This is a genomic window from Roseimaritima sediminicola (assembly GCF_009618275.1).
GTDB lineage: Bacteria > Planctomycetota > Planctomycetia > Pirellulales > Pirellulaceae > Roseimaritima > Roseimaritima sediminicola.
In genome coordinates, this window is the sequence record NZ_WIAD01000058.1 from 17,411 (window position 1) to 35,027 (window position 17,617).

8 protein-coding genes are annotated in these 17,617 nt (G+C 64.2%); 2 read left to right on the plus strand and 6 right to left on the minus strand.

Features of this window, described 5'->3' with window-relative positions; all coding sequences use genetic code 11:
• The first annotated feature begins 20 nt into the window (after positions 1-20).
• Positions 21-1,370, plus strand: coding sequence for an acetyl-CoA carboxylase biotin carboxylase subunit (accC, locus tag GE027_RS19720; RefSeq protein WP_153558948.1), 1,350 nt, complete (start codon positions 21-23; stop codon positions 1,368-1,370).
• Here accC and GE027_RS19725 read toward each other — a convergent pair.
• From GE027_RS19725 to GE027_RS19750, 6 genes are all read right to left on the minus strand, one after another.
• Positions 1,354-7,275 carry a CheR family methyltransferase gene (locus tag GE027_RS19725; RefSeq protein ID WP_153558949.1) on the minus strand — a complete coding sequence of 1,974 codons (5,922 nt, stop codon included), beginning with the start codon at positions 7,273-7,275 and terminating at the stop codon, positions 1,354-1,356. The genes accC and GE027_RS19725 overlap by 17 nt on opposite strands.
• Before the next feature lie 61 nt (positions 7,276-7,336).
• Positions 7,337-7,693, minus strand: a complete 357-nt coding sequence (locus tag GE027_RS19730) for a DUF971 domain-containing protein (RefSeq protein ID WP_153558950.1) — start codon at positions 7,691-7,693, stop codon at positions 7,337-7,339.
• A 27-nt stretch (positions 7,694-7,720) separates the two neighbouring features.
• Entirely contained in the window at positions 7,721-9,004 is a 1,284-nt protein-coding gene (locus GE027_RS19735) for a phenylacetate--CoA ligase family protein (protein ID WP_237607677.1), read from the minus strand.
• Positions 9,004-10,074 (minus strand): sigma-54 interaction domain-containing protein, encoded by a 1,071-nt coding sequence (locus GE027_RS19740; protein ID WP_153558951.1) that lies wholly within the window; start codon positions 10,072-10,074, stop codon positions 9,004-9,006. The genes GE027_RS19735 and GE027_RS19740 overlap by 1 nt, the downstream gene beginning before the upstream one ends.
• A 30-nt stretch (positions 10,075-10,104) precedes the next feature.
• A complete protein-coding gene (locus GE027_RS19745; protein ID WP_162006837.1) occupies positions 10,105-13,155 on the minus strand; it encodes a response regulator in 3,051 nt (1,016 codons plus the stop codon).
• 388 nt (positions 13,156-13,543) lie between these two features.
• Positions 13,544-14,434 carry an alpha-1,2-fucosyltransferase gene (locus GE027_RS19750; RefSeq protein ID WP_162006838.1) on the minus strand — a complete coding sequence of 297 codons (891 nt, stop codon included), beginning with the start codon at positions 14,432-14,434 and terminating at the stop codon, positions 13,544-13,546.
• Positions 14,435-15,142: 708 nt separating this feature from the next.
• On the opposite strand from GE027_RS19750, the gene GE027_RS19755 reads away from it, so the two are divergent.
• A complete protein-coding gene (locus GE027_RS19755) occupies positions 15,143-17,419 on the plus strand; it encodes a DEAD/DEAH box helicase (RefSeq protein WP_153558954.1) in 2,277 nt (758 codons plus the stop codon).
• Positions 17,420-17,617 lie beyond the last annotated feature (198 nt).

Consider the following 17,617-nt stretch of genomic DNA (forward strand, 5'->3'; position numbering starts at 1 on the left):
GCTTCCGAAAGCCCAGGGCTATGTATAAACGGATTCTGATTGCCAACCGTGGTGAAATTGCTCTCCGCGTGATTCGTGCCTGCCGCGAGCTGGGCATCGAATCGGTTGCCGTCTACAGCCAAGCCGACGCCGATTCGGCTCATGTGCGGTTTGCCGACGAAGCCTACTGCATCGGCCCTCCACGCAGCGCCGACAGCTACCTGCGGATCGACCGCATCATCAGCGCCGCCGAACTGGGCAACGCCGATGCCATCCATCCCGGCTATGGCTTTCTGGCCGAAAACGCGCACTTCAACGAAGTCTGCCGGAGCTGCGAGATCGACTTCATCGGGCCGCGTCCCGAAGCCATGGAGATGCTGGGCGACAAGAACACGGCTCGTTCGCTGGCCATCAAAGCCGACGTGCCGGTGGTGCCCGGCAGCGACGGGTTGATCGAAGACGATGACGAAGCGGTCCGTGTGGCTCACGAAATCGGCTTTCCGGTCCTGATCAAAGCCACCGCCGGCGGCGGCGGCAAAGGCATGCGTGTGGCGCCCGACGCCGGCAGCCTCAAGACCGCCCTGCAACAGGCCCGCACCGAAGCTCAGGCCGCCTTTGGCAACGGAGCGGTGTACCTGGAAAAATACGTCGAACGTCCGCGGCACGTCGAAGTGCAGGTCTTGGCCGACCATCATGGCAACGCCATCCACCTGCACGAACGCGACTGCAGTGTCCAGCGTCGGCACCAGAAACTGATCGAAGAAGCCCCCAGCCCTTCGCTGTCCGACGGCAAACGCCGGGCGATCTGCGAAGCGGCCGTGCGGATGATCAAAGCCGCCGATTACACCAACGCCGGAACGGTCGAGTTCATCGTCGACAAGGACGAGAATTTCTACTTCATCGAAGTCAACGCCCGCATCCAGGTCGAACACCCGGTCACCGAAATGATCACCGGCATCGACCTGATCAAACAACAGATCCTGGTCGCCGCCGGCCAGCCCCTGCCCGTGACCCAGGACCAAGTGCCCTGTAACGGCGCGGCGATCGAATGCCGGATCAATGCCGAAAATCCGGATCGCAACTTCCAACCCAACCCGGGCAAGATCCATTCTCTGTTCCTGCCCGGTGGCATGGGCGTGCGGATGGACTCCCACGTCTACGCCGGTTACGTCGTACCGCCATACTACGATTCGATGATCGGCAAATTGATCGTCCACCGTCCCACCCGCGAAGAAGCCATCATCACGATGCGGCGGGCGCTGCGAGAATTGCAGGTCGAAGGCATCGCCACGACCGCCGGATTCCACGACCGCGTGCTCCAGCACCCCGACTTCCAGGACGGCAACTTCGACACCACGTTTGTCGAACGCGAGTTTACCGGCCTGTCGTAAATCGATAGATCATCTGCGTCAGGGCTTGGCTGTCGATCGGTTTGCTGAGGTAGTCGTTGCAGCCGCTTTCGATGCAGCGGGTCATGTCGCCCTGCATCGCGTCGGCGGTGAGGGCGACGATGGGACCGTCGAATCCCATCCGCCGCAATTGCCGCGCGGTTTCGTAACCGTCCAGCCGCGGCATTTGCATGTCCAGCAGAATCAGGTCAAAACCCTGGCCGTTGCTACAGCTGCTCCGCACCTTTTCCAACGCCACCTGGCCATCCTCCGCTTCGCTGACTCCGGCCCCGGCCTTCTCCAACAGCGTCCTGCTTAGAAACCGAATATCGCGGCGGTCGTCGACCACCAGGACATGGCAGTCCAAGGTGACTTCGACGGCCACGGCGTCGAGCGCCGCGGGGTTATCCAGCGGCGGCGCCACCAGATCGACATCCTCGACGTCTCCCACATCGATCGAGAACGTGAACCGGCTGCCTTTGCCCAGTTCGCTTTGGACACAAATCTGACCACCCAGCAATTCGGTCAGACGTTTGCTGATCGCCAACCCCAAGCCCGTGCCGCCAAACTCGCGGCTGACGCTGTCGTTGCCTTGCGTGAAGGGTTCGAACAGTCGTTGTTGCTGCCGGCGACTGATGCCGATACCGGTGTCGACAATCTCAAACTGCAACTGCAAAGGTTGATCGGGTTGTGAGACCGGTTCGCAACTGACGATGATCTGGACGCCGCCCCGGCGCGTGAACTTGATGGCGTTGCCAACCAGATTGATCAGGATCTGCCGCAAGCGTTTGGGGTCGCTGTTCAGCTGCGCCGGCATCAGGCCCTGGTACTGCACGTCCAAGCTGATCCCGCGTTCGACGGCGCGCACCTCCATGATGCTGCGGACGTCCTCGACCAAGCGGACCGGCGAGAACAACTCGCGCGAGATGTCCAACTTGCCGGCTTCGATTTTGCTCAGGTCCAGGATGTCGTTGATGATGTCCAGCAGGAAGCCACCGTTACGGCGAATCGTGCGGACGTGCTCGAGGGCCTGGTCATCGTCGATCCGCTCCCCGATCAAATCCGTATAGCCCAGGATGGCCGTCATGGGAGTACGGATCTCGTGACTCATATTGGCCAAGAAGGCGCTCTTGGATTCGTTGGCGGCCTCGGCTTGCTGGCGGGCTTCGCGCAGGGATTGTTCAAATTCGTGCTGGGCGGTGATGTCCCAGTTCAACCCGTGAATCCGGACCACATTGCCCCGGTCGTCGCGGATGGTCGATCCGGCCGCGGCCAACCAACGCACCTGGCCATCGGCACGGATGATCCGAAACTCCGTCTCGTATTCCTGCTCTCCGGCGATGGCCCGCTGCCAACACCGCTGCACTTCGGGCAGGTCTTCGGGATGCACGAATTCCAGAAAGCGTTCGGAGGAAGGGTTGGGATCGGGATCAGTCCCCAACAACTGAAACATCATCGGTTCCCAAACACTCTTCTCGGCGGTCCATTCCCAAGCCGCCATATTGCCGGCTCGCAGGGCCATCGACAGTCGCCGTTCGCTCTCGACCACGCGTTGCTCGGCCGCATACCGATCGCTGATGTCCACGGCCGAGGGAATCAAATACTCGATGCGGCCTTCACGATCGCGAGCCGGAGCCAACATGAAATCGATCATCAGACGGGTTTCCGGGCCGCCCAAACCGGCGGCGTACAACGGCACGTCGTACCGCACCACCTCGCCGGCAAAGGCCCGCTCCATCGCCTGCCGCATCTGCTCGGAAACCGCCTCGTCGTAGGTCCACCAGGGACATTCGGCAAAGTGGCGGCCGATCACCTCGTCGCGGCGCAGTCCGGCGATCCGCAGCGAGTCGTCGTCGATCTCCACCAAACGCCCCTCGCGGTCGATCACTCCGCCCAGACCCAATTGATGGTTGATCACGCGCCGCAGATGGGCCTCGCTCTCTCGCAACGTCTGCTCGGAGCGCTCGCGGGCTTGGTCCGCACGGGCGCGTTCGACACGCAGATGTAATTGCTTGGCCACGTCGGCCAGCAATTCGATCTCCTCCCGGCTCCAGTCGTACCGTTGGGGTTTTACCGCGGCCAACAAGAACACCAAGCGGCGTTCCTGGATCGCGGGTGCGTCGACGACCGCGCCTACCTCCAGCGAGCCGAACCGTTGTCGTGCGCCGGGTGGACGCGCTGCCGCGGCGGTATCGCTGATGACGACTGGCGTGCCGGAGACCAACTGTTGCTGCTCGCCGGGCGATAAAAAGTCTGCTATCTGGTACGTGCCACACAGATCCTCCATGCCGTCTCGGTGGTAGTCGTAGAACAGCTCGGCCACCCCCGCGTCGTCTTCGATGTCCATCAACACACAGCGTGACAGATCCAGGAATTCGGCCAGACGCTGACAGGCCACGTGAACGATGTCACCGAAACCGCTCAACGTGTTCAGTTCGGTGTGCAGTCCCGCGACGAACTCCATCATCTGTTGCTTGCGTTTCTGTTGACTGATGTCTCGCAAGTAGGCGGTAAAGAAGGGTCGATCGTCGCGATCGCGGTTGACATTGATGGCCAGTTCCACCGGGAACAACTCGCCGTCGGCGCGTTGGGCGTGCAGCTCCACACGGCGACCGATGATCCGCGAGTTGCCGGTTTTCAAGAAGCGTTGCAGTCCGCGCTGATGGGCTTCGCGAAGCTGCTCGGGAATAAGCATCTCGCTGAGCAAGCGTCCGCGAACTTCGCTGATGCGGTACCCGAAGGTGCGTTCGGCCGCCGGGTTGAAATCCACAATGTGTCCCTCGACGTCCATCGTGATGATGCAGTCGAGGGTGGAATTCAGAATCGCGGTCTTGCGGGCTTCCTCATGACGCAGGCGTTCGTCGGATTCCGCCTGCCGAATGAATTTGCCGATCTCGGTGCCGATCGTCTGCAAAAGGTCCAACAGGGCTTGCTGGCGGGAGAAGCGACTTTTGGCGAAAACTTCGACGACGCCGTAGAAATGCTTGCCGCGCACAATCGGCATGGCTACGGCGCTGATCAAGCCGCCCTCCAACGCTTCGGTTCGCAGAAAGCCGGGGTCGGCGGGCAGGTCTTCGATGGTGTCGGCCGTGAGACTTTGCCAGACGCGTCCCGGTTGCCCCACGCCCTTGATGAATTGGGTGTTGCGGCAGCGACGGGCAAACGATTCCAGTTCGACATACCCCGGCTCGATCCAAACCTGCGTACATTCCAGATGCTCTCCGTCGGCGGCGGGCAACCACAGGGCGCTCAACTGCGCGCCCAAACTATGGCAGATGGCGCGGAGGATCTTGGGCAGGACCTCGTCCAGGGACTGGGCATTGACCAACAACCGGCTGACCTGGTGTTCGGTTTCCAGCCGGATCAGCGCCCGCTTGCGTTCGGTGATTTCAAAGAAGGTGATGATCAGGCCATCCTGCGTTTGCCCGCGCATGTAGGGGTACAAGCGGCGCAGGTACCAGCGGCCATCGGCGGTGTGGATCTCGTGTTCCAGCGGATCGTCGGCGGCCTCGGCCGGGTCGGCGCCGGGCGGGTCGGGTGTGGCCAGTTCGGCCAGGGACGCGGCATCGGGCAGGGCGGGCATGTCGACGGCCCGGTGGGTGATGTCCGACAGTTTGCGGCCCACGTCCCCGGGCACCAGGTTGTACAGCTCGGCGGCGGCCGGAGTGAAACGAATGATGCGGCCCTCTGGATCCAGAAAGACGGTCGCGATTCGGGTGCTGCGAAAAAGGTTCTCCAGGTCGTTGTTGGCGGCGGCCACCGCTTCGCTGCCGCGGCGGATCTCCTCCTTGGAAGTTTCCAGTTCTTCGTTTGCCGATTGCAGTTCCTCGTTCATCGACAACAGTTCTTCGTTGGAGCTCTTCAGCTCCTCGTTGGTGGCCTCCATGTCTTGCAGCGATCGATCGAGATCCCGCCGCGTGACCTCCAGCTCGCGTTCGAGTTGGGCGATCAAAGTTTCCGAATCGCCGTGGTGCTGATGAACGTTTTGCGGAGCGGTCACTTGATCGGGATCGACCGGCGGCCCCACGTCGTGGAACACGACCAGGAACAGCTCCTCGTCTTTGCCCAACTGCGGCATGGGCTGGACCACGACCATCACCCGCTGCAGTTCGTCGCCGACGTAGATCGACAGGTCTTCGTGCTGCACTTTGCGGCGGGTTTGAATGGCTTTTCCGATCGCCGCCCGCAGCCCCAGCCGCAACCCGCTGGCCGCCATGCGAACGATGTTATTTTCGAAATCGCCTTCGGTCACCGACAGGTACTTCTGCATTCCCGCCGCCGCGTTCAGCACTTTGCCCGTTTGATCGATCACGCAACTTTTCGGGGCGAACTCGTCCAGCACGATCCGCTGGCGAATCTCCGTCAGGTTCACCGTTTTGTCGGCGCCCTCGGTGGCGGGCATTCGCAAGGGGTCGCCGCTGCGGTGCGGCGTCAGCCAACTGTTGCTCGATACGCCGGTGCCCTTGCGCTGGGAAATCCGACGCTGGGCGTCCACCGGCCGGAACAATTCGCCGTGCGAGAGAATGTTCTCACTGGGTCCCAGAAACAGATATCCCGAAGGCCGCAGGGCGTAATGAAACAGCGGAATTAATTTCTTCTGCAGGTGCGGCCCCAGGTAGATCAACAGATTGCGACAGCTGATCAAATCCAAACGCGAGAACGGCGGATCGCTGATCAGATTATGGGGCGAAAACAACACCATCGATCGCAACTCTTTGCCGACCTTGTACTGCCGGCCCTGCTTGACGAAGAACCGGCTCAGCCGTTCGGGCGACACCTGGGATTCGATCCCCACCGGATAACACCCTTGGCGGGCAACCTGCAGGGCTCGTTCATCGATGTCGGTCGCAAAGATCTGTACCTCGCAGGACGAAGCGGCTTGGTCCATCGCTTCGCGGCACAGCATCGCCAGGGTGTAAGCTTCGGCACCGTTGGCACAGCCGGGCACCCAGATCCGGACCGTATCGCTGGCCGTCCGCTCGGCAACCAACCGGGTCAACACGCTCTCCTGCAGCACCTCGAAGGCGTCGGCGTTGCGAAAGAAAGCCGTGACGCCGATCAACAGTTCCCGAAACAGCGTGTGAGCCTCCTCTTCACTGTGCTGCAAATGATTCAGGTAATCGCCGACCTGCTCCGTACGCAGCAACCGCATCCGTCGCTGGACGCGCCGCACCAGGGTGCTGGCCTTGTAATCTTTGAAATTGTGATCGGTTACTTTCAGCAGTGCATCGGCGATCGACGGAATGGCCTGCTGGATTTCTGCCTGCCACTGTTCGGGTAGATGCGTCTGTTGCAGGCCCCTCAGGTGTTGGGCATATCGCACCAGTTCGGCCGCGATGGCATCGGGATCGAGAACATGGTCGACCACGCCGGTCTGGATGGCGCTGCGCGGCATGGCGGCGTACTTGGCCGAATCGGGCGATTGCGCCAGGGTCAGCCCGCCAGCATCGGCGATCGCCTTCAACCCCATCGTTCCATCGCTGCCGGCACCGGACAGGATGACGCCGACGCTGCGCGGCCCCGAATCGGCCGCGATCGCTTTGAAGAAATGGTCGATCACGCCGGCAGGCTGCTCCCGCGCGGCGGTGGGAATGGCCATCGCACGGGCTTCGTCCAGTTGCAGATAGCTCTGCGGAGGGCAGACGTACAGCCGGCCGCCGCGCAGCGGTTGCGGCTCGGCCTGTGGCAGCAAAACGATCTCCAGATCGGTCGTTTGGCGAAGCACCTCCAGCCACAGGTTCTCGCTGTTCGGGCTCAGGTGCTGGATCACGACCAAGGCGAAGGGCGGGGGTTCGCGCAAACCCGCTAGCAACACCTGCAGGGCTTCCAGACCTCCCGCCGAAGCCCCGATACCGACGACCAAAGGGGGTCTGGCTTGGGTTTGCCGTTGGGTTTGCCGTGAACTCATGAAAACTCCCTGCTACCGCGTCGATCCTTCCTCGCGATCATTCGCCAAATGACAGTGTCGCTTATCGAACGTCCTTCATAGAACGCAACAGGTCGAAGGTAAATAGGCCACTGGTATGGCCGTCGCTGAACTGGATGTTGTAGGCGTACTGGCCGGCCGGCCGCATCGCCGTGATCTCCAGCGGCCGAGCCTCGGCAGCGCTCAATACCGGCAGCAGCGGCGGGGCGTCGGCCGGCGTTTCCTCTTCGGATTTATGTTTCTCGCGGCAACTGGCGCAAGGGCATGCCGCGCGTAGGGACCGAGCGGTATGGACGGTCCGCCGCTCGTCGCTCCAGTGGATCACGATCTCGCCAGCCTCGCCGCGTTGGAGCTTCGTCGGATAGGCGGGGGAATCGAATTCGGCGTCGGTTGTGTTCATGGTAAACCAAGGGACTTCAAAAAGACATCAACGACGATCGTCCAGGCGGCGTGATTTCGCTTCGCTGCGGGGCAGGGTGCCGGCGGCGACCGCTCGCACGGGCACCCGCAGCCCCAACCGGGTCTGCAGCTGCTTGGACAACAACGCGGCGGCTTCGCCATTGCCCTCGACCTCGATCTCCAACTGGTCCATCGATGCCACCCGGGTGGCGATCATGCGAAACTCGCCCAGACCGTCGATCGACCGCACCACCGATTCGATCCCGCTGGGAAACACGTTCACGCCGCGGATCACCAACATATCATCGGCACGCCCCAGCACCCCACCGGGCAGGAACAGAAAACGGCAGTCGTGCGCGTGATTGCGGGTGGCCCGAACCAGGTCGCCGGTGCGATAACGGATCGCCGGGCCGCCACAGCGTCCCAGGCCGGTCAGCACCAACTCGGCCAGCTCGCCATCCGCGGCGGGTTGTTCACTGCCGACCTGCAAGGTTTCGGCGATGAACTCCGATTCGATCACAAACAATCCGCTGCCGTCGGCCGCGCCCACGCCCCAGGGTCCCAGCTCACTGGCGCCGCTGTGATCGATGACGCGCGCTTGCCAGGCCTGCTCGATCTGGGCCCGCACCTCGGGGATCGAACCGCCCGGTTCTCCGGCCACGATGATCCGCGAAACCTGGCTCGCACCCAGCGCGATGCCTTCGCCGCGGGCGACCTCGGCCAGATGCAGCGCGTAGGTTGGCGTACAGCACAGCACGGTCGCCCCGCCGTTGAGGATCAACTGCAAACGCGCGACCGTACTCATGCCGCCGGCCGGGATCACCAACGCCTGCCGCCGCAGCATCGCATCGTGGGCGGTCCAGAAACCGATAAAGGGGCCGAAGGAAAAGGCCATGGCCACCGTATCGCCGGAGGTGATCTCGGCCGCATCCAACACGAATTGCCAGGTGTCGATCCACCACTGCCAATCCTCCGCGGTATCCAGCACCGGCATCGGCCGCCCGCTGGTCCCGCTGGTCTGGTGAAAGCGCACATAGTGCTGACGCGGCAGGTGATGGAAGCGAGCCGCGGCGCCGGGCTGGTCGTCGACCAGTTCGGGCTTCGTCAACACGGGCAGCTCAGTTAATTCTTCCAGAGACCGCAGCCGTTTCTCTGCGACGCCGTACTTGGTTTGGTAGAACGAACTATCGGGCAGAACGCGCTCGAGCAACCGGTTCAGTTTCTCCAGCTGCAGCGTCTGCCGCTGCTGGCAGTCCAGCTCTTGGACGCGCTGCCGCATGGCCGGTGTCTGCGGCGACTCGCTGGGCTTCATCACGCTTGCTCCTCGGGCTGGTCCAGTCCGTAATCTTTGATTTTCTTGTGCAGGGTATTGCGATTGATCCCCAGTCTTGCGGCCGCTCGGGTCTGCACCCCATCGCATTCTTTTAAAACCTGCAGGATGACTTCACGTTCCACCCGGTCGACGATCTGACCGTGGACGTCACGAGCTTCGGCGTCCAACTGGCTCAACCCCTGCCGGACAACCGCCGTGGTCAACGATTCCACATCGGCGGCGATCACTTCCTCGGCCGCGGCCGGCTGGCTGCCGACGACCTCCTCGGGCAGCAGCGACGCGACCAATTCGTCACCTTCGGCCATCACGACGGCCCGTTCGATGTAGTTCTGCAGTTCGCGGACGTTTCCCGGCCAGTGGTAATCGGTCATCGCTTCGAGCGCCGCCGGTTCGATATGCACGACGTAACGATCATTCAACTCGTTGTAATACTCCAGAAAGTGCGTCACCAATTCGGGGATGTCTTCGCGGCGGCGGCGCAGCGGCGGGATCTCGATCGGCACCACGTTCAGCCGCCAGTACAGGTCTTCGCGGAAACGTTGCTCGTGCACCTCGTCCATCAGGTTGCGGTTGCTGGCGGCGATGACGCGGCAGTCGCTGTGTCGGTTGGTGGTGTCGCCGACACGCTGGAATTCGCCTTCCTGCAGGACGCGCAGCAATTTGACTTGCAGCGTCAAACTGGTGCTGTTGATTTCGTCCAGAAAGATCGTTCCCTGATCGGCCGCTTCGAAACGTCCCTGGCGAGTGGCGACCGCCCCGGTGTAGGCTCCACGGACGTGGCCGAACAACTCGCTTTCGAGCAAACTTTCGCTCAGCGCCCCGCAGTTGACTTTCACCAGCGGGCCGCTCCGCCGATGGCTCAAGCGGTGCACCGCACCGGCGATCAATTCCTTGCCGACGCCGGTCTCGCCGAGGATCAGAACCGAGGCGTTGCTGGTGGCCACGCGGCGGGTCACTCGATACACCTCCTGCATCGCCGGCGAAGCACCGATGATTCCGGGGACCGGCGGACCGGCCTGACTCTCTGCAGGAGTACCGAAAGCGGGCATGCTGGACTTGACGACTGGGGGCGTACGGCCTCAATGGGGTTCCGAGCCGGACGCTGCCTCCTCGACCGATTCGCTCGGCACCGTAGGGGTTGCCGAGGGGGCGACGCGACTCTCCATGACATCGAGCACCGTGCCCAGCACCTGCCGGGACTCGGGATCGGTGGCCTGATTATAGCGTCGATACTGCAGCGCGACCTGCTCGCGGCTCAGCCGTGTTCCAAACCGCTGAACCGAGCGGGCAAACCCGTCCGCCGCCTGCACGCGAAGTGGCATCGCCAGGGCGGACGCGGCGGCCAGATCCGTCAACGCAGCTTGAGAGGAAGGGGTACCCAGGCCAGACAATACCGCGATTTGCGAGGCTCTTGAACCCGACGTCGCCGAAGCCATCGCCGCGGCGATGCCGCCGCTGCGCAGATCGTAAAACTGCAGCGCCGGATCGGCCGCCACGGCCGCTAGGATTTCCCAGGCCCGGTCGCGATACCACTGACGCTCGTCCACGTCCAAAGGCGGCAGGGCCGCCGCATCGATGATCTCCTGCATGTGCGAACCAAACGAGGCGGCCGGTTCGATCGACGCCCGGCGGCGAATCACCGGCGCAAACCGCGCGTCCCCCAAGCCCGACGCGGAAGAACCCAGCCCCGACGTGGAAGAACCCAGCCCCGAGGTGGCATGGCCGTAGATGAAGATCGGCAGCTCCGACCCTCGCCGATGCAGCCGAATCCGCTCGACCAGCTCCGCGGCACTCCCCTCGATCGCCCGGGCCGGAAGAAACAAGAAGTGCACCGGACGGCGCTCCTCCAAACGCCGCATCAACCCCGCCTCGTCGCCGACGCTCTCATAAACAAAACTCAGCGATTCAAACAATTCCTGCAGCTGCTGGTCCTCGACCGCGGCATCGGGCGTGAGCGCCACGGCGACGGGACTCTCGCCCAGATCCAGTAACCCACCGAGAAAACGAACGCTGCGTTGGTCCGCGCCCTGACGCTGCTCGGCCCGCACCAGATCCAGGGCGGCGTTGTACCGCGTTTGGTGCTGGAAGAAACCTTCCTCGCCAGGACTTTCAGGAACGCGGATCGGCGGGGCATGCAGCACGAACCGCAAATCCTCCGACAACGTCTGCAGGGCGTCGGCCAGCACTCGGTAGCGCTCCTGCGCGATGGTTGGCCGCGGTGGGTTCACCCGCCGCACCGGCGCCGCCCAGCGAGAACCGTCAAGACCGGCCAAGCCATCGGTCAGGGGGCCGTAGAAAATGATCGGGACGTGCCGCCCGAGCGATTGGCGGCGGATCCGGTCGACCAATTCGATCGGCGGCAGGTCCGGCAACTGGGTCGTGGCGACGATCACCTGAACGTCGCCCCCTTGGCTGACCCGCCGGACGGCTTCGCGGACACTGCGAATCGCTTCCACGCGGTAGCCATACGACGCGATCTCGGCATTCAAGCGGTCCGCAGCGCCGGCTCGTGGTTCGACCACCAGCGCCGTCGGCCGGTCCTTCAACTGGCTCATCGCCACCCAGCGATCCAGGACGTAACTGCTGCCGGCATAGGGTTGGTCGACGCCGGTACGAGCCACCGCCAAAGCGGCTTCGTATCGCACCCGCGGCTCGCCGTGCAGCGTCGCCGCGACCAACGCCGTGGGCTCGCTGGCGTAGGAGGTCACCAGAACCGGGTCCGGTGGCAACATCCGCAGCACGCCGATCGTCGCCGCCACGCGGTCCTGCTCCAGCGCGGCTTCTAACCACTGCATCAGCCGCTGGCCGGCGATCGCGTCTTCACCCCATGCCGCGCGCACCGACTGGATGTCCTCCGGCGAACCGAACATCGGATCCAGCTGGACGCGGTAGTCCAGATCGCTGACCACCGCCGCGGCCAGCGCCTCACGTCCCAGGACCGGCAAACGTTGCAAGCGTCCCGCCGCGATGGCCGCAGCCTGCACGGCCGCCAGGCGGGCCGTGGTTCGCTGGGGCGCGACCGCCGTGCGATCTTCGGTAATCGCCCAGGTCGTGGCCACCGCCGCCGGTGCGCCGGCGGCCGGTGCGCCCGACTCCGGTGCGCCCGCCTGCGGCGTTCGGGTCGCCGGGGTTTGCGCGGCCACGCGATCCGCCGCGTTCAACTTCCGCACCAGATAGGTTTCGGTCTCGCTCAGGGAGGGCAGACTGGGATACAGCGGAGCAAGAAAACGCACCGCGGTGGCGCGTTCCGCGTCCGTCGCGTCCTCGGCATGCAGGGCGGCGACCAAATCTTCCACCGCTTCGGTGGGATCGAGCAGGGCCAGCGTTTCCAGGGCACCGGCCCGCTGGGCATCGGCGCCGTACAGAGCCAATTGGCGCAGGGCCGCCGGGGCACCGCGTCCGAGTTGTTTCAGCACCGCGGCGATGCTGCGCCGCGCGGCCGGCGGGTCGGGCAGGGCAGCCGCCGCAGCCAACCGGGCGATCGCCACGTCGCCGCCGGAGAGCAGTGTGCGGAAGGCGCCGGCACGCCGATCGACGTCCGGCGAATCGATCTGGGCGATGGCCGCGTCGATGCGTCCGACGTCCTCAGCCGCGGCTCGCGCGGCCGCCCGCAGGGCGTCGATCTGTTGCTGGGACGCCGCGCTCAGTTCCGGACGCGACTTCAGCCGCGCCAGCAGCGATCCGCCGACCGTGGCCGCAGCCTGGGCCAGCGCCGCCTGCGATGGTTTGCGTTCTGCCAGGATCGCCAGGTAGTCATTCACCTCGTTCCAGTCGCCGATCCGGGTCGCGCCGCGGATCGCCAGCGCCAATTGGCGAGTGCTGCCCTGTGCGTAGCGTCGCAGCTCCGCGACGACCGGGCTGGGCGGGGCCGCCTCTGCGGGAGCCACAGCCCCCGCGGCCGCCGCCGGACCGCCGAACGGCTCGCCGGCAGCGCCAGGAGCACCGAAGGGGTTGGCGCCCGGGTCCGCGTCGTCGCCGGCCGCGCCGAAGACGTCGCCGGTCCCAAACGCGTCGTCCGCCGGCGCGGCAAAGGGATCCTCGGCCGCCGCCGGAGCGAATGGGTCGATGGGCTGGTCCTGGGCAAGGGCCGTTCCGTCGGCTGCCAGCAACCCTCCGAGCAGGACCGGCACAGCGACGAACGGGAAAAGTGGTCTACGCAGCTTCATCCAATCAAATCCAGCAGAATGCGGGGGTCGGTGGCCTCGAGCAACAGCGGCCCGCCCGAGCGACCGGGGTAATTCGCCCGGGCGATCGGCATAATCCATCCAGGTGATCGGGGCGATTCGCCCAGACGATAGGCTCGATTCCATTTTAATTCGCCTGGACGGCCTTTGTTCGCGACCCGGCGGCTTCTTCCCCCAAAAACCATCGGCTTCGCGGCCGAAAATAGGGATATGACTGTGGCGATGGCTGAAGTCGTCAGACGCTCGACCCTTTCGCCGCCTCGGTTCGATCGCTGGGGAGATCGGCTAACGCCAGAACCAAACCAGGACGCGGCGCTAGAACCAGGACGCGGCACTAGGTCGTCACTTCGATGCGGCGCCAGGAATCGACCGCCAGATGCCGGTCGTCGCGTCCGGTCTCGGGGTAGGTCCAACGCGACGGGCAGTACACGGCGGCTCCGGGATCCTGGATCAGGTACGCGCCCCACCAGCTGAACGTGCTGTTGGCGATGATCGCGAACCGGCACCGCGACATCAGGTACAGGTCTTCCTGGCATGTGGCCGCGGTGTTGTGGTCGACGATCTCCAGCGGCGTCCCCAGATCCAGGTGCTCGTGACACCAGGCCGGATCATTGGTGAAGACAAACGCCTGCAGGCCGGGGACTTGTTGCTGTAGCGCCGTGAGCGCCTGCCGGTAGTAGTCGCGGTCCATCTGCAGGTAGACGCGGCGGGCGGCCGGGTCGGTCACGTAATCGCCACGGCGCACGTGCAGAAAAACGCTGGGACGGCGGCCGATCTGCTCGGCGACCCGCCGCGTCGCAGCGCTCAGACGCGATTCGTCAAACGCGAAATCCCGCAGGATCCGTTCGCGATGCCCCGGAAAGAACCGTTCGCTCTGCCAGTACCCCCACAGATAACTGTTGGGCGCTGCCCGCAGGTATCGCGGGTCAAAACCGAACGGCCGTTCGCGCACCAACCGCAAGCGACGGCGCAGAGGCCGAGGCACCAGGGCCGCCGCGCGAACTCGCCATCCGCTGAACGCCCGCGGACAGCGGTCGGCCAGTTCGCTGGGCAGCGGCAGGCCGCGGTGGGGAAAATAATCCAACTGGTAGGCGTGCAGATCGTAATCGGCAAAGTGGCGCAGATCCAAATAAAACGGCTGGTCCAATCGATCCGCCAGATAGCGCCCGAAGGCGTACTGAAACATCTGATTTCCCAAGCCACCCAACACATGACTGACGATCATTCTGCGTTCTACCTCGTTGTCGGCGCGACCGGTCGCGGGCCCCGTCCCCGCGAAACCGCCGCCCACCATAGCAGGGGCTTGCGGACTGCGAATCGACCAATTGCCCAGAATCGTCCTATCGCCGCCGAGCTGGTTTCGCTATGTTGGGTGCCCAACGAGAGCCCTCGAAGTCTCTATTGTTACGACACCGATGTGTGTTTAGCGGCCTTTTAATTTAGGCTGACGTCCCGTGGCGATTTTGCTCGCCCGAGGACGAACCATGGCCGACTGGCGAATGCCGGTCGCCTTAGGAGAGCTGGCTATCTGGAGCGATGCTAACGCGTTAAAGCGAGCGTCTTCCGGGCCGGGCACGAAGGCTTTCAGAACCCTCCAAGCGGTACGCCTTGCGTTTTTTATCGCAAGACAATCGGAAGGTTCTTTACATAACCTGGATTTTTTGGACCCGCCGCGCAAGCCTGCTTGCGGTCGGTCCCCAGGTCGGGTGCCGCTTACCCCATTGCCCTTTCGTTCCCACCTCTAACCCCCACGCCAGCCGGCGGGCCCCGCGTGCCCAGCCTCGCTAGCGATGCCACGTCCGTCTCGACACTCTCCACATCGATCGACCGCTGCACCGCCGCGCGCCTGCCTGGGCAGGACCGCGCCGGCCGAGGCTAGTGGTCTGTCTACCCCTGCTTTCCCATTTCTGTTTCCAGAAGATTGAACGAGTCTATGCACGGCAATAACTGCCCCCCCAACGATTCTTGCTCCACGTCCGTTGCCACGATCAGTGACACCACCGGTGACGCAGACAGCGACACCGTCAGCGAAGCGACCGCCGCCCCGGGCGGCGCCCTGGTCGAGACCCGCCCGCCGGTGGATACCGACCAATCCCTCGAGGCTGGCCCGTCGATCGAGACCCGCCCGCCCGTGGCCACCGACCCGGTCGCCGAACCACAACCCGCCGCCGAAACCCAATCCGCCACCGAAACACAGCCGGTCGCCGAAACCCAACCGGTCGCCGAAACACAGCCGGTCGCCGAAACACAGCCAACCGCCGAAACCCAATCCGCTGTAGCAACCCGGCCAACCGCCGAAACCGAGCCGGCCGCCGAGACACAGCCGGCCGCCGAGACCGAGCCGGTCGCCGAGACACAGCCAGTCGCCGAGACCGAGCCGGTTGCCGAGCCCAGCGCCAAGGGCTTTCATGCCCTGGACCTGCTGCCGGCCATCGCCGAAACGGTGACGTCGGCCGGGTATGCAGACCCCACCGACATCCAGGCGCGGATCATCCCGCACATGCTCGAAGGTCGCGACGTCTTGGCCCAGTCGCAGACCGGCACCGGCAAGACCGCCGCCTTCGCCCTGCCGATCCTCAGCACGATCGATGCTTCCCGAGCCGCCCCGCAAACCCTGGTCCTGGCCCCGACGCGAGAGCTGGCCGTCCAGGTGGCCCAGTCCTTCTCGACTTACGGCAAACAGGTCCCGGGCTTTCGCACCCTGGCCATCTACGGCGGCCAGGACTACGAAGTCCAATTCCGCGCCCTCAGGCGCGGCCCGCAGGTCGTCGTCGGCACGCCGGGCCGGGTTATCGACCACATCAAACGCGGCACGTTGGACCTGAGCCAGATCCGCTGCCTGGTACTGGACGAAGCGGACGAGATGCTGAACATGGGCTTTCTGGAGGACGTTCAGTTCGTCCTGGACCGCTTGCCCGAACAGCGTCAGATCGCGTTGTTCTCGGCGACCTTGCCGCCGGCGATCCGCAACATCGCCCAGCGTCATCTGAACGATCCGGTCAAGATCGCGATCAAGAACAAGACCGTGACCGCCGCTTCGATCCGGCAACGAGCCGTTTTCGTAGCCGGCCATGAAAAGATCGACGTGCTGAAGCGGACGCTGGAAATCGAACCCACCGACGGCGTGATCATCTTTACCAAAACGCGGGAAGCCACCGTGACGGTCGCCGAGGCGCTCGGCCGCGAAGGGCTGTCGGCCGCCGCCCTCAATGGCGACATGCCTCAAAAGGTCCGCCAACGCACCGTCGACCAACTGAAACAAGGTCACCTGAATATCCTGGTGGCAACCGACGTGGCTGCCCGAGGACTGGACGTGGCTCGCATCAGTCACGTGATCAATTTCGACCTGCCGCACGACAGCGAATCCTACGTGCACCGCATCGGCCGCACCGGACGCGCGGGCCGGGCGGGCGAAGCCTTGATCTTTCTGTCCCGCTCGCAGCGCCATCGCCTGCGAATCATCGAACGGACCACCGGCCAGCCCATCGAGGTGATCCAGCCGCCGACCACGGCCCAGATCAACGACGCCCGACTGGCCAAATTCAAGCAGCAGATCACCGACGTCACGGCCGAGAAAGACGTCTCGATGTTCAAGCAGATCCTTGGCGAGTACGCCGAGGAAAGCGGCAAGCCGATGGAGATGATCGCGGCGGCTCTAGCGGAAATCGCTCAACAAGGCCGCCCCTTCCTGCTGAAAGACCAACCCCGAGCTGCCAAGGCGGAGCGTCGCCAGCGACACGAAAACCATCGCGACTCGCATCGCGAAGACGGCTCCGAGGGCGGCCCCCACGGCGGCCGCCGCAGCCCTGGGCGACGCCTGGGACCACCGGCCCCGGGCATGAAGCGTTATCGCATCGAAGTCGGTCGCCGGGACGGCGTGGCCCCAGGCAATATCGTGGGCGCAATCGCCAACGAAGCCGGCATCGAAGGCAACTTCATCGGGCCGATTTCGATTCAGGAATCGTTCAGCATCGTCGACCTGCCCGAGGGAATGCCCCGCGATATCTACCAGACCCTCCGCAATACTTGGGTCAGCGGCCGGCAACTGCGAATCCGTTACCTGGCCGACGACCATCGCAGTGGTGGACCGCGGCGCGGTCCCGCCCAGAAGTATCGCGACGCCGGCGGCAAGCCGCGGCGCAAACCCCGCAAAGGCCCCGGCGGCGTACGCGGCAGCGAAACCCGCAAGCGACGCAGCAAACAAAGCTAAGCCAGCGTCGCAACCTTGAATTCGGCATCACCCTCCCGCTGCGCGGGAGGGTGTTGTCGCGGGGTTTCACCGAAAGATTCATGCCGACGTGCTTAAGCCAGCGCCGCAACCTTGAATTCGGCATCACTCTCCCTCTGGGAGAGTCGGGCTCTCAGGCCCGGAGAGGGTTTTCGTAGGGCCCTCCCCGGGCCTAAGAGC